18 protein-coding genes are annotated in these 20149 nt (G+C 62.6%); 8 read left to right on the forward strand and 10 right to left on the reverse strand.

The annotated features are described in order from the left end of the window. Positions 1 to 11 precede the first annotated feature (11 nt). The 3 genes from N005_RS11100 to N005_RS11110 all read left to right on the forward strand — a co-directional run bounded on the left by N005_RS11100 (position 12) and on the right by N005_RS11110 (position 4713). Positions 12 to 1778 carry a sensor histidine kinase gene (locus N005_RS11100; RefSeq protein WP_047701239.1) on the forward strand — a complete coding sequence of 589 codons (1767 nt, stop codon included), beginning with the start codon at positions 12 to 14 and terminating at the stop codon, positions 1776 to 1778. Beyond that, positions 1771 to 3105, forward strand: a complete 1335-nt coding sequence (locus N005_RS11105; protein WP_047701240.1) for a sigma-54-dependent transcriptional regulator — start codon at positions 1771 to 1773, stop codon at positions 3103 to 3105. The genes N005_RS11100 and N005_RS11105 overlap by 8 nt, the downstream gene beginning before the upstream one ends. A 288-nt stretch (positions 3106 to 3393) precedes the next feature. After that, positions 3394 to 4713 (forward strand): MFS transporter, encoded by a 1320-nt coding sequence (locus N005_RS11110; protein ID WP_047701241.1) that lies wholly within the window; start codon positions 3394 to 3396, stop codon positions 4711 to 4713. A 152-nt stretch (positions 4714 to 4865) separates the two neighbouring features. Here N005_RS11110 and N005_RS11115 read toward each other — a convergent pair whose 3' ends face one another. Beyond that, positions 4866 to 5621, reverse strand: a complete 756-nt coding sequence (locus N005_RS11115; protein WP_047701242.1) for a COG4705 family protein — start codon at positions 5619 to 5621, stop codon at positions 4866 to 4868. Positions 5622 to 5962: 341 nt separating this feature from the next. Between N005_RS11115 and N005_RS11120 the strand changes: the two genes are divergently transcribed. Both N005_RS11120 and N005_RS11125 read left to right on the forward strand, forming a co-directional pair. After that, complete coding sequence (locus N005_RS11120; protein WP_047701243.1) at positions 5963 to 6334, forward strand: hypothetical protein; 372 nt, start codon at positions 5963 to 5965, stop codon at positions 6332 to 6334. Positions 6335 to 6488: 154 nt separating this feature from the next. Further along, positions 6489 to 7109, forward strand: coding sequence for a flavin reductase family protein (locus N005_RS11125; protein WP_047701244.1), 621 nt, complete (start codon positions 6489 to 6491; stop codon positions 7107 to 7109). Positions 7110 to 7281: 172 nt separating this feature from the next. Here the strand turns inward: N005_RS11125 and N005_RS11130 are convergent, their stop codons facing one another. Continuing rightward, positions 7282 to 7515 carry a hypothetical protein gene (locus N005_RS11130; protein WP_081993260.1) on the reverse strand — a complete coding sequence of 78 codons (234 nt, stop codon included), beginning with the start codon at positions 7513 to 7515 and terminating at the stop codon, positions 7282 to 7284. 40 nt (positions 7516 to 7555) lie between these two features. Next, complete coding sequence (locus N005_RS11135; RefSeq protein ID WP_047701246.1) at positions 7556 to 7900, reverse strand: putative quinol monooxygenase; 345 nt, start codon at positions 7898 to 7900, stop codon at positions 7556 to 7558. 323 nt (positions 7901 to 8223) lie between these two features. On the opposite strand from N005_RS11135, the gene N005_RS11140 reads away from it, so the two are divergent. After that, complete coding sequence (locus tag N005_RS11140; protein WP_047701247.1) at positions 8224 to 9153, forward strand: AraC family transcriptional regulator; 930 nt, start codon at positions 8224 to 8226, stop codon at positions 9151 to 9153. A 108-nt stretch (positions 9154 to 9261) separates the two neighbouring features. On the opposite strand, the gene N005_RS11145 is transcribed toward N005_RS11140, so the two are convergent. Further along, the gene (locus N005_RS11145) at positions 9262 to 10896 is read right to left on the reverse strand and encodes a 5-guanidino-2-oxopentanoate decarboxylase (protein ID WP_047701248.1); all 1635 of its coding nucleotides are present in this window, start codon (positions 10894 to 10896) and stop codon (positions 9262 to 9264) included. 115 nt (positions 10897 to 11011) lie between these two features. On the opposite strand from N005_RS11145, the gene N005_RS11150 reads away from it, so the two are divergent. Beyond that, complete coding sequence (locus tag N005_RS11150) at positions 11012 to 11893, forward strand: LysR substrate-binding domain-containing protein (protein WP_047701447.1); 882 nt, start codon at positions 11012 to 11014, stop codon at positions 11891 to 11893. A 178-nt stretch (positions 11894 to 12071) separates the two neighbouring features. Here N005_RS11150 and N005_RS11155 read toward each other — a convergent pair whose 3' ends face one another. Both N005_RS11155 and metE read right to left on the reverse strand, forming a co-directional pair. Continuing rightward, positions 12072 to 13091 carry an alpha/beta fold hydrolase gene (locus N005_RS11155; protein WP_047701249.1) on the reverse strand — a complete coding sequence of 340 codons (1020 nt, stop codon included), beginning with the start codon at positions 13089 to 13091 and terminating at the stop codon, positions 12072 to 12074. 275 nt (positions 13092 to 13366) lie between these two features. Then, a complete protein-coding gene (gene metE / locus N005_RS11160) occupies positions 13367 to 15679 on the reverse strand; it encodes a 5-methyltetrahydropteroyltriglutamate--homocysteine S-methyltransferase (RefSeq protein WP_047701250.1) in 2313 nt (770 codons plus the stop codon). 109 nt (positions 15680 to 15788) lie between these two features. Between metE and metR the strand changes: the two genes are divergently transcribed. Continuing rightward, on the forward strand, positions 15789 to 16706 hold the full coding sequence (metR, locus tag N005_RS11165; protein ID WP_024780930.1) for a transcriptional regulator MetR: 918 nt from the start codon (positions 15789 to 15791) through the stop codon (positions 16704 to 16706). Between the two features lie 248 nt (positions 16707 to 16954). Here metR and N005_RS11170 read toward each other — a convergent pair whose 3' ends face one another. The 4 genes from N005_RS11170 to nosR form a co-directional block, all read right to left on the reverse strand. Continuing rightward, positions 16955 to 17452, reverse strand: coding sequence for a GNAT family N-acetyltransferase (locus tag N005_RS11170; protein ID WP_047701251.1), 498 nt, complete (start codon positions 17450 to 17452; stop codon positions 16955 to 16957). Next, positions 17449 to 18087 (reverse strand): LysE family translocator, encoded by a 639-nt coding sequence (locus N005_RS11175; RefSeq protein WP_047701252.1) that lies wholly within the window; start codon positions 18085 to 18087, stop codon positions 17449 to 17451. The genes N005_RS11170 and N005_RS11175 overlap by 4 nt, the downstream gene beginning before the upstream one ends. Positions 18088 to 18092: 5 nt before the next feature. Beyond that, positions 18093 to 18521: an NUDIX hydrolase gene (locus tag N005_RS11180; RefSeq protein ID WP_047701253.1), complete on the reverse strand. Its 429-nt coding sequence runs from the start codon at positions 18519 to 18521 to the stop codon at positions 18093 to 18095. A gap of 213 nt (positions 18522 to 18734) precedes the next feature. After that, on the reverse strand, positions 18735 to 20102 hold the full coding sequence (gene nosR / locus N005_RS11185; RefSeq protein ID WP_047701254.1) for a response regulator c-di-GMP phosphodiesterase, NosR family: 1368 nt from the start codon (positions 20100 to 20102) through the stop codon (positions 18735 to 18737). Between the last annotated feature and the right edge of the window lie 47 nt (positions 20103 to 20149).

A 20149-nucleotide genomic window follows, 5' to 3' on the forward strand; every position in this document is an offset into this window, starting at 1 on the left:
GAAGCGCTCACATGCTCGCAATGCCCCGCCCCTTGCGCCTGTCCCTTGCCATTGTGCTGATTCTCGCCGGTGCCGTTGGCGCCGCCGCCCTGGCCATACGCCACGCCGAACACCAGGCACTGGAAGAGGACGCCAGCCGTGCGAACCAGCAACTGGCGCTGTACGCCAATTCCCTGCATACCCTGATCGACCGCTACCGTGCCCTGCCCGCCGTATTGGCGCTGGACCCGGAGTTGCGTTCGGCCCTGGCGGGACCGGTCAGTGCGGCGCAACAGGACGCGCTGAATCGCAAACTGGAAAAAATCAACCACACCGCGCAGTCCTCGACCCTGGAATTGCTCGACCGTACCGGCTTGGCCGTGGCGGCCAGCAACTGGCGCCTGCCCAGCAGTTACGTCGGCCACAACTATGGCTTCCGGCCCTACTTCCTCCAGACCCGCACCCAGGGCACCGGGCGTTTCTACGCGGTGGGTGTGACCAGCGGCATTCCGGGTTATTTCCTGTCCAGCGCGGTAACCGGTGACAACGGCGAATTCCTCGGCGCAATGGTAGTGAAGCTGGAATTTCCGGAGCTTGAACGTGAATGGCGCCAGGGCAGCGACACCCTGCTGGTCAGCGACGCCCGGGGCATCGTGTTCATCGCCAACCGGCCGGGCTGGCGCTATCGCCATCTGCAGCCCCTGAGCGACAGCGACCGTGCCGAACTCAAGGCCACCCGCCAATACGACAAGCAACCGCTGCAACCATTGAACTACGAGGCGCTGCGGCGCTTTGACGATAACAGTCGGCTGGCCCGGGTCGATGCTCCCGACGGCGCGGCGGACTACCTGTGGGAGTCCCTGCCGCTGACGGCCGAAGGTTGGACCCTGCATTTGCTGCGGCGCCCGCAGATCGCTTTCGAAGACCGCCGCAACGCCGGGCTCGCCGCCGCTGGATCATGGTTGGCGCTGGTGTTCCTGCTGCTGTTCCTCAACCAGCGCTGGCGCCTGGCGAAACTGCGTCAGCGCAGCCGCGCCGAGCTCGAACGCCTGGTGGAAGAGCGGACCCGGGAATTGCGCACCGCCCAGGAAGGCTTGGTGCAGTCGGCCAAACTGGCGGCCCTGGGGCAGATGTCGGCGGCCCTGGCCCATGAAATCAATCAGCCTTTGACGGCCCAGCGCATGCAACTGGCGACCCTGCGCCTGCTGCTCGATCACGGTCGGGTCGACGATGCCTACAAGGCACTCAAACCGGTGGACGACATGCTGACCCGCATGGCCGCCCTCACCGGTCACCTGAAAACCTTTGCTCGCAAGAGCCCCAGCGGCCTGCGCGAACGCCTGGACCTGGCGGCGGTGGTGGACCAGGCCCTGCAACTGCTGGACGCTCGCCTGCGCGACGAACAGGTCAGCACCGTGCTGCACCTGACCCGTCCGGCGTGGGTGCGTGGCGATGCGATCCGCCTCGAACAGGTGCTGATCAATCTGCTGCGCAATGCCCTCGACGCCATGGCCGGACAACCCTTGAAACGCCTGGAAGTGCGCCTGGAAGCCGACGAGCAACTGTGGCGCCTGACGGTCAGTGACAGCGGCACCGGGATTGCCGAGGAACACCTGGCCCAGGTCTTCGATCCGTTCTTTACCACCAAGGCGGTGGGCGATGGCCTGGGCCTGGGGCTGGCGGTGTCGTTTGCCATCATCCATGAGTCCGGCGGGCGTCTGACGGCTGACAATCATGAAGACGGCGCCGTATTCTGCGTGGTACTGCCCATCGATCAGGAGACCCGATTGCATGTTTGACTCTGTCATGGTCGTCGATGACGAAGGCACTATCCGCAGCGCCGTCGAACAATGGCTGAGCCTGTCGGGTTTCCAAGTGCAATTGTTCAGCCGCGCCGAAGAATGCCTGGCGGCGTTGCCGGCGCATTTTCCGGGGGTGATCCTGAGCGACGTGCGCATGCCCGGGCTCAGCGGCCTGGAGCTGCTGGCCGAGGTGCGCCGGCGCGATACGGATCTGCCGGTGATCCTGCTGACCGGGCACGGCGACGTGCCGATGGCCGTGGAGGCCATGCGCGATGGGGCCTACGACTTCCTGGAGAAACCCTTCAGCCCGGAAGCCCTGCTGGGTAGCCTGCGCCGCGCCCTGGACAAACGTTCCCTGGTGCTGGAAAACCGCCGGTTGCATGAGCAGGCCGACGCCAGGGCCCGACTCGACGGGACGCTGTTGGGGGTCTCCCGGGCGCTGCAGAACCTGCGACGCCAGGTATTGGACCTGGCGGCCCTGCCGGTCAACGTATTGATTCGCGGCGAAACCGGCAGCGGCAAAGAGTTGGTCGCCCGTTGCCTGCATGACTTCGGCCCCCGGGCGAACAAACCCTTCGTGGCATTGAACTGCGCGGCCATCCCCGAACCGCTGTTCGAGGCAGAACTGTTCGGCCATGAAAGCGGAGCCTTCACCGGCGCCCAGGGCAAGCGCATCGGCAAGCTCGAATATGCCCATGGCGGCACGCTGTTTCTCGATGAAATCGAGAGCATGCCCCTGGCCCAGCAGGTCAAGCTGCTGCGGGTCTTGCAGGAACAGAAACTCGAACGCCTGGGCTCCAACCAGAGCATCGCGGTGGACCTGCGCATCATCGCCGCCACCAAACCCGACCTGCTGGACGAAGCCCGGGCCGGGCGCTTTCGCGAAGACCTGGCTTATCGCCTGAACATCGCCGAATTGCGCCTGCCGCCGTTGCGCGAACGGCGCGAGGACATCCCCTTGCTGTTCGAGCATTTCACCCACAACGCCGCCGAACGCCTGGGTCGCCCTGCCACGCCCTTGAGCGGCCCGCAATTGAGCCATCTGCTGAGCCACGACTGGCCGGGCAACGTGCGCGAACTGGCGAACGTCGCCGAGCGCCAGTTGCTCGGGCTGGATCACGCCCAGGCCCTGGAAACGGACCCCGGCCAATCCCTCGCCGCCCAGCAGGAAGCCTTCGAAGCCCAGTGCCTGCGCGCCGCCCTGGCCCGACACAAAGGCGATGTGAAAGCCGTGCTCGAAGAACTGCAACTGCCGCGCCGCACCTTCAACGAGAAGATGCAGCGACATGGGTTGAGTCGGGAGATGTTTTTGCAGGACAGCTGAGTGTTGTGTTGGCTGTACTGGCCCCATCGCGAGCAGGCTCGCTCCCACAGGGGGATGTGTACACCGCTCCAATGTGGGAGCGAGCCTGCTCGCGATGAGGCCGGCACAGACGCCGCCGAATAAGCGGATTCCCGCTCACCACCCAACAGAATTAAGCGGATTTCCGCTCATCCAACCCGACAAACCCCTCTAGACCGGCCCTCCAGCACATGGCACAGCTCCTGCTATAGCCCTGTCAGGCTGCGTTCCTGCGCGCTCCACAAAAACAATTAAACGAAGGATCCTTCAATGGATAACTCCAACGCCCTGCCCCTCGGGTCGGCCGCCGTGCCCGCCCGCGAAAGAACCACCGCCAGCCGCATCAAGTCGATCTTCAGCGGTTCGGTCGGCAACATGGTCGAGTGGTACGACTGGTACGTCTACGCCGCTTTCTCGTTGTACTTCGCCAAAGTCTTCTTCCCCAAGGGCGACACCACCGCCCAATTGCTCAACACCGCCGCGATTTTCGCCGTGGGCTTCCTGATGCGCCCCATCGGCGGATGGCTGATGGGCCTCTACGCCGACCGCGCCGGTCGCAAACGGGCGCTGATGGCCTCGGTCTACCTGATGTGCTTCGGCTCGCTGATCATCGCCCTGAGCCCCGGCTATGAAACCATCGGCGTCGGCGCACCGATCCTGCTGGTCTTCGCCCGTTTGCTCCAGGGCCTGTCGGTGGGCGGCGAGTACGGCACGTCGGCGACCTACCTGAGCGAAATGGCGACCAAGGACCGTCGCGGCTTTTTCTCCAGCTTCCAGTACGTCACGCTGATCTCCGGCCAGCTCATCGCCCTCGGCGTGCTGATTGTCTTGCAGCAGTTCCTCACCAGCGACCAGCTGTACGCCTGGGGCTGGCGCATTCCGTTCGCCATCGGCGCCTTGTGTGCGATCGTGGCGCTGTACCTGCGGCGTGGCATGGAAGAAACCGAGTCGTTCACCAAGAAGGAAAAGTCCAAGGAAAGCGCCATGCGCACCCTGCTGCGCCATCCGAAGGAACTGATGACCGTGGTCGGCCTGACCATGGGCGGCACCCTGGCGTTCTACACCTACACCACCTACATGCAGAAATACCTGGTGAACACCGTCGGCATGAGCATCTCCGACTCCACCACCATTTCCGCCGCCACGCTGTTCCTGTTCATGTGCCTGCAACCGGTGATCGGCGGGCTGTCGGACAAGATCGGGCGCCGGCCGATCCTGATTGCCTTCGGTATCCTGGGCACGCTGTGCACCGTGCCGATCCTCACCACCCTGCACACCATCCAGACCTGGTGGGGGGCGTTTTTCCTGATCATGGCCGCGCTGATCATCGTCAGCGGCTACACCTCGATCAACGCCGTGGTGAAAGCCGAATTGTTCCCCACCGAAATCCGCGCCCTGGGTGTCGGCCTGCCGTATGCGCTGACCGTATCGATCTTCGGCGGCACGGCTGAATACATCGCCCTGTGGTTCAAGAGCATCGGCATGGAGACGGGCTACTACTGGTACGTGACGGCGTGCATCGCGGTGTCGTTGCTGGTGTACATCACCATGAAAGACACCCGCAAGCATTCGCGGATCGTGACGGACTGACAGGTGTTTCTACAGTCACTGCTCTAGTGACTGTAATGCCCCTTTCGCGAGCAAGCCCGCTCCCGCATTTGATCGGCTGTGAGCAGAAAATTTGTGCTCATTGGAGATCCTCTGTGGGAGCGAGCCTGCTCGCGATTGGGGACGACCCGGTCTCAAGTCAACTCGGCAGCAGCCTGCTTGCCATACCGATTCTGCGCATACGCCGCCCCGGCGATCATCACCACCAGTATCCCCGCCAGCACCGCCGACGAACCGACGGTGCCGAAGTCCAGGCCGCCCTGTTCATGGGATTTGGTCATCAGGTCGCCCAGCGTCGCCCCCAACGGACGGGTCAGCACGAACGCGATCCAGAACAACACCACTGTCGAGATTCTGGTGAGGTACTTGAGCACCACGACCAGGGCAATGGTCGAGCCGATCAGCAATGCACCGCCGCCAAACCCGAGACCCGAATCATCCGCCAGGTAGTCGCCAAGCGCGGTGCCCAGGGTGTTGGAGAACAGGATCGCCATCCAATAGAACATCTCGCCCCGGAAGGTCTGCACCTTGGTGACGTTGAGCGAATCGCCGCTCAGGCGCCAGGCCGCAAAAATCGCCAACAGAATCGCAATCAGGATCATCGATCCGGTGGCATAACCCAGCTCCAGGGTGCGATCCATGAAGTCGGACATGGTGGTGCCGGCGGTACTGGTGGACAGAATCACAATCCAGTACAGCAGCGGCTTGTAGGTCTTGGCCATCAATTGCGTGACCAGGGTCAGGACGAACACGCTGATCAGAATCAGCGAGCTGAGGGCATAACCGACATCGAGGGTCATCGACAGCAAGTCCCCTGCGGTTTCGCCCAGGGTCGTCGCGCAGATTTTCATGACCCAGAAAGCCAGGGTGATTTGAGGCAGTTTATTCATCGCAGGCAAAGCTCCAGTGTGAGGCGGCCGCCCTTGGGTTCAGGGCATGGCGGAAGGCTGGCGTTTTGCCGGTGAAAAACAGGTCGGGAATACATGAAAAATCTGTCACACCCGTCCGAGCTCGAATTAATCGCCGATTAATGTTGGCTTGGCATCCTCATCTCACTTGAATCGATACGTTCGCGATCTTCGCAGTGGCAAGTAACGCCCTGATATGCGTCGCCCTTAATATCGAATTAATCGATTCTTTCTAGCATTATTTTGCGCTTTTTAATCAAATTTGCATGCGTAAAATGAAACCCATGCAAGACACAACCTCTCAACGATTCGGAGCTACGACAATGAAAACCAAACTGATCCTTGCCTTGACCCTGTCCGTACTGGCTGCCAACACCTTCGCCGCCGACGGTTTCAACCGTACCGGTTCGGCTATCGCCGCCGATGGTTACGAGCGCACCGGTGCCGCCACCGTTGCTGCAGATGGCTTCGACCGTACCAATGGCGCTACCGTTGCTGAAGATGGCTTCGACCGTACTAACGGTGCCACCGTCGCCGAAGATGGCTTCGACCGTACCAATGGCGCCACCGTCGCCGAAGATGGCTTCGACCGTACCAATGGCGCCACTGTCGCTGAAGATGGTTTCGACCGTACCAATGGCGCCACCGTCGCTGAAGATGGCTTCGACCGTACCGGCGGCGCATCCATCAGCTAATCCTCCCAAGGCATCCTTACAGCCCGGCTTCGGCCGGGCTTAGTCATTTATGGACCTGTGGAAAACCTCCTCCTACGAGATTCGGCGTGCTGACAAAACCGGCGGGGCCCGGCACTATCCTCGAATCCCATTCAACCCAGGATCTGCGCCCTTCATGCCCGACGACATCCACTATTACGAACCCGCCAGCGGCCATGGCCTGCCCCACGATCCGTTCAATGCCATCGTCGGCCCACGCCCTATCGGCTGGATCTCTTCCCAGGACGCCGAAGGTCGCCTGAACCTGGCGCCCTACAGTTTTTTCAATGCCTTCAATTACGTACCGCCGATCATTGGTTTTTCCAGCGTCGGGCGCAAAGACAGCCTGAACAACATCGAACAGACCGGCGAATTCGCCTGGAACCTGGCCACACGCCCGTTGGCCGAGCGAATGAACCAGAGCTGCGCGATGGTCGCGCCCGAGGTCGATGAATTCGAACTGGCGGGCCTGACGCCAGCGACGTCACGGGTGATCCAGGTGCCGCGAGTGGCCGAAAGCCCGGTGTCCTTCGAATGCAAGGTCACCCAGATCATTCAGTTGCAGCGAGCGGACAAGGGCTTGGTGCCGAGCTGGCTGATCCTCGGCGAAGTGGTTGCGGTGCATATCGCCAAGTGGCTATTGAAGGACGGGGTCTACGACACGGCCGCCGCCGAACCGATCTTGCGCGGTGGCGGGCCGGCGGATTACTTCCAGTTGGGGCCTGAGGCGCTGTTCAGAATGCATCGCCCAAAGTAAGGGTGTGCACAAGACCCTGTGGCGAGGGGATTTATCCCCGCTGGGCTGCGAAGCAGCCCCAAAGCAATCGCCTCGATCTGCCTGATACACCGAGTCGTCTGACTTCAGGGCTGCTTTGCAGCCCAGCGGGGATAAATCCCCTCGCCACAGAAAGCTTTATGAGGGATCGAAGTCACCAGACCAACCCACCCTCTTCGTTGACACCCTTCAGATGGGTCAGCTGCACAGCGGCAGCTTCATCGGCCTTGGCGGCCGTCTCGAAGCGCTGCTTCTCAAGTAGCTTGTTGAAACGCGGCGCACCCGAGCCACCGATGGCTTTAGTGGCGATGGCCGCATAATAGCCGCCACCCTCCCGGGGCATGACGGCGGAAACAGCTTCAAAGGGTCCAAAGACTTTACGTGCCATATTGCGCATCCTGGCGATGAGATGGGCGGTCATTAAACCTTCATCCGGCCAGTTTGTGTACCGTCGCCAACGTGGCCTGGACGGCGGACACTTCCCTGAACGTATGAAAATCCAGGCTGCTGACCACCAGGTCCTGCACCAGCTCGGCGAAGATCCCCATGGCCGGGGAATTGAAGTACGCATCCATCGCCTGCTGATCGACCCAAAGCCCGGACATCAGCCACAGATCGGCATCGCATTGCGATTGTTGCAAGGCAAAGTGCACACAGCCGGGGGCTTGGCGCGAAGGCGCGATGAGTTTGCTCAGTCGCGCGCCCAATAATTTGGAGCTTCCGGCGCGGGCCCGCACAAAAGCCATGTGACTGACGGGGATCTGTGTAGACATGTTCAACCCTCCCAGGTCATCCATTGTGCAGCCGGGGACAGCTGCGACAGGATTGAAGGTTAAGCGTCGCGACGCCAGGGTCGTTAGTCGATTTCTGCCGACGCCTTGCACAATCCTGCGTAAAAGTGGAACACGAAGCGGCAGCGCGTCGATTGGAACCGGCAAATTTGAGACAAAAGGTTTCAAGCAAGTTTCGGCCCCATTGCAACGGTCCGGCGCGATGGCTGTGCAGGATCAGGCAAGCTTTCAACAGGATGTGACTACCACTGGGCCTTGCACAAACATAAGCTTTGTCCATCGCTCCTATTTCCGAGGATCCTGGCATGTCGCCGCTCGACCACGCCCACGTCCCCCTGGACCCGCATCTGGAACAACAGCGCGCCGAACTGGCGTCGATCATCGACCGCAATACCTGCGAAGACGGCAGCTACACCACGGCCATCGGCGCATTGAATCTGTCCCGCCACAGCAAACCCCATAAATTTGCACCGGTGCTGGCGCAACCGGCGCTGTGCATCATGGCCCAGGGCAGCAAACAGGTACGGCTGGCGGACGAACTGTTCAACTACGACCCGCTCCACTACCTGGTGGTCTCGGTGTCGATGCCGTTGAGTGGGTGCATCGCCGACGTTTCGCCGGAACACCCGATCCTGGCCCTGCGCCTGGACATCGACCCGGCGGAAATCACCGCGCTGATCGCCGATGCCGGCCCGCTGGGCGTACCAACCCGCCCCGCCGGTCGTGGCCTGTATGTCGAACGCCTGGACACCTCGATGCTCGATGCGGTGCTACGCCTGGTGCGCCTGCTGGACCACCCCAAGGACATCGCCATGCTCGCGCCCTTGGTGCGACGGGAGATTTTGTACCGCCTGCTGCGCAGCCCCCAGGGCTACCGGCTGTACGAAATCGCCATCGCCAACAGCCAGAGCCATCGCATCGGCCAGGCGATCAAATGGCTCAACGGTCATTTCGAACAACCGTTGCGCATCGACGAGCTGGCCCGGGAAGTGAACCTCAGCGTCTCGACGCTGCATCATCGCTTCAAAGCCATGACTGCCATGAGCCCGCTGCAATATCAGAAACAATTGCGCCTGCAGGAAGCCCGGCGACTGATGCTGGCCGAAGGGCTGGAAGCTTCGGCGGCGGGGTATCGGGTGGGTTACGAAAGCCCTTCGCAATTCAGTCGCGAGTACAGCCGGTTGTTCGGGGCACCGCCGTTGCGGGATCTGGCGCGGTTGCGGTTGACGGTTTGATTGGGTTTTTACACTGGCTGTACCGGCCTCATCGCGAGCAGGCTCGCTCCCACATTGGAATGCGTTACCCCTGTGGGAGCGAGCCTGCTCGCGATGGGGCTCACGCATTCAAGCCATAGCCGCCATCCACCGGGCCTGATCGATTTCAATCAACGTCGGCCCGGGACGCTCCCCGGCAACCCGCAGCGCCGCCTGCAGTGCGTCCACATCCCCGACGGCTTCGGCCGCACAGCCCAAGGCCTTGGCGACGCCAATGAAGTCCGGGGTATAAATGTCCACGCCCACCGGTTCGATGCCGCGGTTGACCATGTACTTCTTGATCTCTTCGTAGCCTTGGTTATTCCACAGCAGCACAATCACCGGCACCCGCGCTTCCACGGCGCTGGCCAGTTCCGGCAGGGTGAATTGCAAGCCGCCGTCACCGATCAGGCACACCACCGGGGGACGGCCATGCCCCTGGTCCTTGCCGCCAAGCCAGGCACCCATCGCCGCCGGCAGCGCATAGCCGAGGGTGCCGTAGCCGGTGGACGAGTTGAACCAGCGCCGCGGATGCTCCGGGTTGAACGTCAGGTTGCCGGTGTACACCGGTTGGGTGGAGTCGCCGACGAAGACCGCCTCAGGCAGCGTTTGCAAAACGCTGCCGAGAAAAACCCTCTGGGCACGCACCGCAGCGTCCCAGTTGCCTTCCAACTCAGCACGCAATCGGGCAGCACGAACAGCGCCCCAATCGTTGCAGCGCTCGGCCAAAGGTTGCCGGTTCAACGCGTCGAGCAACGCCCGGGCGGCAGTACGGGCATCGGCCACCAACGCCAGGCGCGGTGGATAGTTGCGCACGGTCTGGTCCGGGTCGATGTCGATGCGCAGTAGCTCACCAGGGAGCTCGAAGCCACCGGCAAAGGTGATGTCGTAGTCGGTTTCAGCCAGTTCGGTGCCGATAGCCAGCACCACATCCGCTTCGGCCACCAATGCGCGGGTCGCCACCAGGCTCTGGGTAGAGCCGATCAACAATGGATGACGGGACGGCAGCAGGCCCTTGGCGTTGATGGTCAATGCCACCGGTGCCCCCAGGTGTTCGGCCAGTTCGGTCAATTCGACGGCGGCGTCGATGGCGCCACCGCCGGCCAGGATCAGCGGCCGCGACGCCCAAGCCAGCATCGCCGCCATCTGTTTCACCGCACCCGGCGCGGCACCAGCGCGATCGATGCTCACAGGCGTGCTGGCGAGCCAGGCGTCGGCGTCTTCGACCAGCACGTCCAAGGGTATTTCAATGTGCACCGGCCGTGGCCGCCCGGCATGGAACACGGCGAAGGCCCGGGCCAATACGCTGGGCAATTCCGCCGCGGACATCAGCGTGTGGGAAAACGCCGCGACCCCGCCCACCAGCGCAGCCTGATTCGGCAACTCATGCAGCTTGCCGCGTCCGCCACCCAGCTGGCTGCGCGACTGTACGCTGGAGATCACCAGCATCGGGATCGAATCGGCGTAGGCCTGGCCCATGGCGGTGGTGATATTGGTCATGCCGGGGCCGGTGATGATGAAACACACGCCGGGTTTACCGCTGACGCGGGCGTAACCGTCGGCCATGAAGCCTGCGCCCTGTTCATGGCGCGGCGTCACATGACGGATGCTTGAACGGGCCAGCCCGCGATACAGCTCGACGGTGTGCACGCCGGGAATACCGAACACCTGCTCCACACCATAGCCTTCGAGTAACCTGACCAATACTTCGCCACACGTTGCCATTGCCACCGCCCTTGTTTCTTGTCTTGGAATGGCTTCATTGAACGGTGCGGCCATGGCGGCAACAATGGATAAAAAGTCATACTAGCCATGTCCCCACGTCATGGCTTGGCTGCAAATGAAACGACTTCCCCCGCTTCCGGCGCTGCACACGTTTCTGATCACGGCCCAATGCTGCAACTTCACCCGGGCCGCCGAACAACTGCACATCACCCAGGGCGCGGTGAGCCGGCAGATCGCCGGGCTGGAAGATCATCTGGGCTACGCGCTGTTCCAGCGCCAAGCCCGCGGCCTGAGCCTGACGCCTGAGGGGGCGGCGTGGTTGCCACGGGTGCAGCAGGTCTTCCGCTTGATCGGCGACGCGGTGGAGCAGATCGGCGAGAAGCGCCAGACTTTGCAACTCAAGGCCCCGACCTGTGTGATGCGCTGGTTGCTGCCACGCTTGCAGCAATGGCAGAAGGAACGGCCGGACGTGCCAGTGGAACTGACCACCACCGTCAGGCATGGCGTGGACTTCCAGCGCGAAGCCTTCGACGCGGCCGTGGTCTATGGCCCGCCACCCGACGCCTCATTGGCGTGCCTGCATCTGTTCGATGAGCAACTGACGCCGGTCTGCTCCCGCTCGGTGCTGGAGGGCCCCGTGCCGCTGCGTGAACCCGCCGACCTGGAGCAACACCTGTTGTTGCACCCCACCCGCGATGAGCGCGACTGGACGGCCTGGCTGGATGCCGCCGACGTGAACTTGAACAATGTCAGCAAGGGCCAGCATTTCGAAACCCTGGACCTGGCGATGTCCATGGCCTCACAGGGCACCGGCGTGGCGATAGGTGACTGGTCGCTGATCGGCGATGACCTGAGCGCCGGGCGACTGGTGATGCCGTTCGAGCTGAAGGTCAGGACCGGGTTGGGTTATCACCTGGTGTTCCCGCGCAAGGCCCAGGCGACCGGACCGTTACAGGAGTTGATGGGGTGGTTGGTGGAGCAGGCCCGGGCGCGGTAATTGCGTCGCCACGCCCTCCTGTGGCGAGGGGATTTATCCCCGCTGGGGCGCGAAGCGGCCCTAAAGCCAGGCTACGCGGTGCGTCAGGCAGATTGAGTCGCTTGCTTTGGGGCTGCTTTGCAGCCCAGCGGGGATAAATCCCCTCGCCACAAGGATCTGCGCTGCCTCAGGTGTTTTGTCACAGCAGATTCGGCGCCTGCGCCGGTTCGACCTGCGCCCAGTGCGAGGTGTCTTCGCGATGCTGTTGCAGATAAGGCAACACCGCTCCCAGCAAGGGGTCCTTGAATGCCTCCTGGAAACGATGGGCCAGACCCGGGATCAATTTCAACTGACTGCCGCGGATATGCGCCGCCAGATGGACGCCGTGCATCACCGGCAATAGCGGGTCGGCGGTGCCATGGACCACCAGGGTCGGCACTTGCAATTGATTGAGCAGCTCGACCCGGCTCGGCTCGGCCATGATCGCCATGATCTGGCGTTGCACACCTTCGGGGTTGAACGCCCGATCATAAGCCACAGCCGCCTGATGCAGCAGCGCCTGGCGATCATCGACCACCATGGGGCTACCCAGGGCGGCCAGCAGGTCGGCCTGCCGTTCCAGCGCCACCTCGCGATTCGGCGCACTGCGGCGGGACAGCAATCGCACCAGCGTCGCGCTGGGCGCCGGCAAACCGGCGGCGCTGGAACTGGACATGATCAGGGTCAGGCTTTCAATCCGTTGCGGCGCCATGGCGGCCATGTGCTGGGCAATCATGCCGCCCATGCTCGCCCCGAGCAGGTGGAAGTTCTGCACGTGCAGCGCATCCATCAACCCCAGGCCGTCATCGGCCATGTCGGTGAGGGTATAAGGCGCGTCTACCGTCAAGCCCAGTTTGTAGCGAAGCGCTTCGAACGTCAGGTTGGCGCTGCCCGGCGCCTGCCGCCAGGTGGATAAACCCACGTCCCGGTTGTCGTAACGGATCACCCGAAAACCCTGCTCGCACAGAGCGACCACCACTTCGTCCGGCCAATGGATCAATTGCCCGCCCAGCCCCATCACCAGCAACAAGGCCGGATCGGAATCACGGCCGATGCTCTGGTACGCCAGGCTCACCTGTTCCAGATCGACCCGTTGGGTCGGGACATTGACATCACAACGAGACGCCGCAATCGACGGCAGGCCGAACAACAGGACGGCCAGGAAAATAAACACACGCATGAAGAAACACCAAAACGCAGAACCCCAGTAGAGCGCGAGTCTGATGAAATTCGTTCAAGCGCGCTGCCACAGTTGCGTGACAGTTTGATGAAGATTGCCGAGTGGTTGTATCAAAGGCCAAACACTCCCCCTGTGGCGAGGGAGCTTGCTCCCGCTGGAGTGCGAAGCGCTCCCAAGAGTTTCAGCCTCTGGAAGGGATCAAGGCTGAAGTTTCAGGGGGCTGCTGCGCAGCCCAGCGGGAGCAAGCTCCCTCGCCACAGGGGTATGTCAACCCTTCAGGCCAACTGAGCACGCAACTGCCGCGCCGCCGCCACCATGTTCACCAGCGCCGCTTCGGTTTCCGGCCATGCCCGGGTCTTCAGACCGCAGTCAGGGTTGATCCACAGGTGCCCGGCGGGAATCCGCTTCGCGGCCTTGTTCATCAAGCCGACCATTTCGGCGGTGTCCGGCACCCGCGGCGAGTGGATGTCGTAGACCCCCGGGCCAATATCGTTCGGGTAGTCGAACGCTTCGAACGCCTCCAGCAATTCCATGTCCGAGCGTGAGGTTTCAATGGTGATGACGTCGGCGTCCATGGCCGCGATAGCCTGGATCACGTCATTGAATTCGCTGTAGCACATGTGGGTATGGATCTGGGTTTCGTCACGCACACCCGATGCGCTCAAGCGGAAGGCCTCCACCGCCCAATCCAGGTATTTCTGCCACTGCCCGCGCCGCAGCGGCAGGCCTTCGCGAAAGGCCGCCTCGTCGATCTGCACGATGCTGATCCCGGCCGCTTCCAGATCCACCACTTCATCACGCAGGGCCAGGGCGAGTTGCTGTGCCTGGACCCGACGCGATACGTCTTCGCGGGGGAACGACCACATCAGCATGGTCACGGGGCCGGTGAGCATGCCCTTCATCACCTTGTCGGTCAGGTTTTGCGCGTAGCGGATCCAGTCGACGGTCATGGGCTTAGGCCGGCTGATGTCGCCGTAGATGATCGCCGGTTTCACACATCGCGAACCGTAACTCTGCACCCAACCGAAACGGGTGAAGGCGTAGCCGTCCAGTTGCTCGGCGAAATACTCCACCATGTCGTTGCGCTCGGCTTCACCGTGGACCAGTACATCCAGGCCGAGGCGTTCCTGGATCTGTACGGCGTGGCGGATTTCGGTGTGCATGGCGTCCTGATAGTCGTTGGCCGACAGTTTGCCCTGCTTGTAGGCCTGACGCGCCAGGCGAATCGCCGGGGTTTGCGGGAACGAGCCGATGGTGGTCGTTGGAAAGGCCGGCAATTTCAAGCGGTCTCGCTGCCGTTCGATGCGCTGGGCAAACGCTGAACGCCGTTGGCTGTCCTGCGGCTTGATGGCCGCCAGCCGGGCCTGGACCTCGGGCTTGTGAATGCGCGTCGAGGCGGCGCGGCTCGCCTGCACCTCGCGACTGGCGGCCAGCGCCTGTTGTACGCCGGGGGCTTGCGGATCGTTCAGCGCATCGCGCAACACTGCCACTTCACCGCACTTCTGCACCGCGAAGGCCAGCCAGCTCTTGAGCTCGGGATCGAGGCGGTCTTCACGTTCCAGGTCCACCGGGCTGTGCAGCAACGAGCACGATGTGCTGACCCAGAGGTTGTCGCCAAAGCGCTCCTGGGCCGGCTGCAATTGCGCCAGCGCCTGTTCCAGTTCGCAACGCCAGACGTTACGGCCATTGACCAGGCCCACCGAGAGAATCTTGTAGGTCGGCAGCCGGTCCAGCACCTGGCCCAGTTGCTCCGGCGCACGTACCGCGTCGATGTGCAAACCGTCCACCGGCAGGCTCACGGCCAGGCCGAGGTTGTCCTCCAGGCCACTGAAGTAAGTCGCTACCAGTTTCTTCAGCGGCGAATATTGAAGGAGGTGGTAGGCCCGCTCGAAGGCGCTGCGCCAGGCCAGGGGCAGGTCGAGGGTGAGGATCGGCTCATCGATCTGCACCCATTCCACGCCCTGGGCTTTCAGGCGATTGAGGATTTCACCGTAGACCGGCAGCAGGCGTTCCAGCAGTTCGAGTTTGTCGAAATCCCGTCCCTTGGCCTTGCCCAGCCACAGATAGGTCAGCGGGCCGATGATCACCGGTTTGACCCGGTGCCCCAGGGCATGGGCCTCGTCCACTTCATCGAACAGCTGTTCCCAGCTCACGGTGAAGGTCTGGTCGATGGAAAACTCCGGGACCAGGTAGTGGTAGTTGGTGTCGAACCACTTGGTCAGTTCCTGGGCATGTTGTGTCTGGCCGTGGTCGGCATCGCAGCAGCTCGGCGTGGCGCCCCGGGCCATGGCGAACAGGGTATCGAGGGTCGGACGACCCTGGGGGTTCAAGGTGTCGTGAAATCGCGCCGGCACCGCGCCCAGGGTCAAGGTGTGACCGAGCACCTGGTCGTACCAGGCGAAATCCCCCACCGGCAGCAGGTCGATCCCGGCGTCTTTCTGCAGTTGCCAGTGCCGGGCCCGCAGTTCACGACCGACGCTCTGCAACGCGGCCGGTGCCAGGTCGCCCTTCCAGTAGGCTTCAAGGGCTTTCTTCAGTTCGCGGTCGGCGCCGATGCGGGGAAAACCGAGGGTGTGGGCCAGGGCCATGGAAAGAGTCCTCCTGTAAAAGATGACGCCATTGTCGACAGCCGACCCTGCATGAGACAAACTCAACCTTTTCGTGTTGATCACAAGTTTTCTTCATGGAGCAACTTCGGTGCTTGAACTCCGCCACCTCAAGACCCTGCACGCCCTGCGCGAAGCCGACAGCCTGGTAGAGGCCGCCGAACGCCTGCACCTGACCCAGTCCGCCCTCTCCCACCAGTTCAAGGAACTGGAAGAACGCCTGGGGATGCAGTTGTTCGTGCGCAAGACCAAGCCGGTGCGGTTCACCAGCGCCGGCCTGCGCCTGCTGCAACTGGCCGACGCCACCCTGCCATTGCTGCGCAGCGCCGAGCGGGACATCGCGCGGCTGGCCGGAGGCACCGCCGGGCGTTTGCACATGGCCATCGAATGCCACAGCTGTTTCCAGTGGCTGATGCCGACCATCGACCAGTTCCGCGATGCCTGGCCGGAAGTCGAACTGGACCTGGCCTCGGGCTTCGCCTTCGCCCCGTTGCCGGCCCTGGCCCGTGGCGACCTGGACCTGGTGGTGACGTCCGACCCGCTGGAACTGGCGGGTATCACCTACGTGCCGCTGTTCACCTACGAAGCGATGCTCGCCGTGGCCAACCAGCATCGGCTGGCGGGCAAACCCTATATCGTGCCCGAAGACCTGCTCAGCGAAACCCTGATCACCTACCCGGTGGAACGGGATCGACTGGACATCTTCACCCGCTTCCTCGAGCCGGCCGACATCGAACCGGCCCAGGTCCGCACGTCCGAACTGACGGTGATGATGATGCAGTTGGTGGCCAGCGGCCGTGGCGTCTGCGGCATGCCCCACTGGGCCCTGCATGAATACAGCTCACGGGGTTACGTGAAGGCCAAGCGGCTGGGGGAGAAAGGCCTGTTCGCCACGCTGTACGCGGCGGTTCGCACCGACATGCTCGATGCACCGTACATGCGCGACTTCCTGCTGACGGCCAAGGACACGTCGTTTTCCACATTGGATGGGGTCAGTGCGGTTCGGTGAAACCCGGGCGCCGCTATCGCGAGCAGGCTCGCTCCCACAAGGGAATGTGTTGGCTGCAAGGTCTGGATTCACAGAGACCCAAATGTGGGAGCGAGCCTGCTCGCGATAGCGGTCTATCAGCCACATCGATGTTGAAGCTGACGGCCTCATCGCGAGCAGGCTCGCTCCCACAGGGGGGACTGTGTTGACTGGAAGATCTGGATTCACAGAGACCCAAATGTGGGAGCGAGCCTGCTCGCGATGAGGCCTTAGAGCTCGCGCCACATGTGGATCTTGTCGAGATACTCGTCATCCACCCGTATCGCCATCGGCTCCAGGCCATAGAGCGCGAAACCGCAGCGTTGGTAGAGCTTGAGCGCCGGATCGTTGCCCGCGGTGACAGTCAGTTGCACCAGGCGCAGGAAGCTATGCCGACGGGCTTCGTCAAGCGCGGCCTCCAGCAATTGCTGGCCAAGCCCACGGTGACGATGGGCATCGACGACATACATGCCGAACAGCGTCGCCTTGTGCCGGGCTTTCTGCCGTGGCTCCAGGGACAGGCCGACGATACCGGCCAGCTCATCCTCGACGAATGCCCCCAACACCACGTCGAACCGGCTGGTCAGGCGAGACTCCCACCCGTTCATGGGCATCGTCGCCCGCTCGCTGACGCTGGAGGTGAAGGCCTGCGGATGCAGCTCATAGGCCTGGAGCATCAACTCGCGATAGGCTGGCGCGTCGCCGGCCCGCAGCCGCCGGATGCTCACGCGGCCCGCCGTTGCTCAAGCATCAGCCGCAGCGCCAGTGCGCCCAGCACGAACCCCATGAAATAGCGCTGCAGCGCCAGCCAGGTGGGATTGTGGACGAACCACGAAGCAATGCCGGCAGCGAACAGGGCAATCAGCAGGTTGACGCTGAAACTGACGCTGATCTGGACCAACCCCAGGATCAGGCTCTGGGTGAACAACGAGCCATGTTCCGGGCTGATGAACTGGGGAAATACCGACAGGTAGAACACCGCGATCTTCGGGTTCAGCGCACTGGTGAGAAAGCCCATGGTGATCAGCTTGCGCGTCGAGTCCGCGGGCAACTGCTGTGCCTGGAAGGGCGAGCGCGCACCTGGTTTCACGGCCTGCCAGGCCAGCCACAACAGGTACAGCGCACCGGCCCATTTCAGGACTTCATAGGCCATGGGCACGGCCAGGAACACCGCCGTCAACCCCGCCGCCGCGGCGAATACATGCACGAAGAACCCCGCCACCACCCCCAGCAAGGAGGTGACCCCGGCCTTGCGGCCCTGGCAGATCGAACGGGAAATCAGGTAGATCATGTTCGGGCCGGGCGTAAGCACCATCAGCAGCGCGGCGGCGGCAAAAACCAGCAGGTCCGGCAAGGGAATCATGTGGGTCAGTCCTTGAGGCGTGGGTTCGACAGCTCTGAGGTTCGATAAAACGGCAGGATCACCTCACCTGTCAACGGTGCCAGCGGCAGCCCGCCGTCGCCGGCCGGGTCGATCCAGCGAACCTCTTCAATTTCGGCTGCGGGGAGAACCGCTGCGTCGATCGTCAACAGGAACACCTCGGCCTGGACGACAAAGCCCGGCTCGTTGGCGGCCGGCGCGCTGAACGGGCCCAGGTAGCGAGCCTGTGCCGGATCGATTGTCAGCCCCAGTTCTTCCTCCAGCTCCCGGGCCAGGGCCTGAACCGGTTGCTCATGGGGCTCGATCTTGCCGCCCGGCTGCATGAAGGCCCGGGTATTGCGCTTGCGCACCAGCAGGGTCCGACCGTCCGGCCCGATCAGCAGGGCGGCGGCGATATGGATGAGGGGAGTGGTCATGGATGAGCGGCCTTGGCGGAAAAATGCCAGGGGAGATTACAGACCGCAGAGGCTGGAGCAAAGCCTGCCCCACTTGTACAGGCACAACACCACCCCTGTGGGAGCGAGCCTGCTCGCGATGGCGGTGTGTCAGTTGACTGCTCAACACCAGACACTCCGCTTTCGCGAGCAGGCTCGCTCCCACAGGGGGTTCGATTTCCAATCAGCCTTGCATCACCCCAACATCGGCTTCGGCGCCGAAGGATCCAGCTCCTCCTCGGGTATCTTGACGAACACGCTGTACCGGGCCCCTTCCATCGCTTCGAAGGCGATGAGTTTCTCCACCAACGGACCGCTCAATACCTTGCCGGCATTGAGCAACAGCATGCCGTTGTCGGCGTTGAGGTTGCGGGCCAGGACCATGCCGGCGGCCAGTTCGCGGGTGGTCATGACCTTCACCGTCGGGTCGGACAGGGTCACGTCCTCCAGGTACTCGCCACACGCCTTGATGAAGTCCTCCACCATGTCCGGGTCGTACAGCTTGCCGGCGTATTTGCGGATGTAGACCAGCGCTTCGTCGCTGTTCATCTGCCGTTCGAGAATCAGCCCGCGCTGCAACTCGATGAAGTCCACCGCCAGCTTCAACAGCCTGGAACCGAACGGAATCGCCTCGCCCTTGAGGTGATCGGGGAAGCCACTGCCGTCCCAGCGCTCCTGATGATGAAGAATGATTCGCGCCGCGTCCTTCATCGGGTCCAGGGTCATCAGCAGCGACTCGCTCTGCTTCGGATAGGAGCGATACAGGTCCAATTCGTTGTGATGCAACATGTCGGCCGGCGTGACCATCATGTTATCGGTCCAGCTCAGCTTGCCGATGTTGTAGAGCGCCGCGGCCATGGTCAGGTCGCGGTCGGTGGACTCGTCGAGAAAGTGCAGCCGGCTGTAGACCCGGATCAGCTCGATGATCTGCCGGTTGGTCTGCTTGGCCTTGGGCAGGCGCAGGTTGGCGATCAGCGAGAACACCTCGGTGCCGGTCACATAGCTGCGCTTGAGCTCTTCATAGGCCAGGTCGAGCATGTCGGCGGTCTGCTGCAGCTCGGCGGTACGTGACGCCACGCGCTTTTCCAGGGTGGCGTTGAGGGTCTTGAGCTGTTGGTTCTGCTCACGGTTCAGCGCTTCGAGGCGCTGGCGTTCGCTTTCCGAATGCTGGTGGGCCAAGGCCTGGCGCAGGGCCTGTACCAGTTCATCATCGTTCCACGGCTTGCTGAGGTAGCGATACAGCCCCCCCTCGTTGATGGCCTTGGTCATCATGTCCACATCGGCGTAGCCGGTGAGCAGGATGCGCAGGGTCGACGGATAGAGCTTGCGGATCTGGGCCAGCAGCGTCGCACCGTCCATGTTGGGCATGCGCGCATCGGTCATTACCAGGTCGACCGGCCTTTCCTTGAGTATTTCCAGGGCCTTGGCACCGCTGTCGGCCAACAGGATTTCATAGGGCTGGCTGCGCAACAACCGACGCAGGCTATTGAGAATCGACTCTTCGTCATCGACCAACAGCACCGTCGGCTTCGTGACCGGAACGTCCGGCGATTGATCTTCCATTGCTACCCCCTCCTGTAAGACGACTACTGTTCTACCTTACCCCCAAA

The sequence above is a fragment of the Pseudomonas mediterranea CFBP 5447 genome (assembly GCF_000774145.1).
Taxonomy (GTDB): domain Bacteria; phylum Pseudomonadota; class Gammaproteobacteria; order Pseudomonadales; family Pseudomonadaceae; genus Aquipseudomonas; species Aquipseudomonas mediterranea.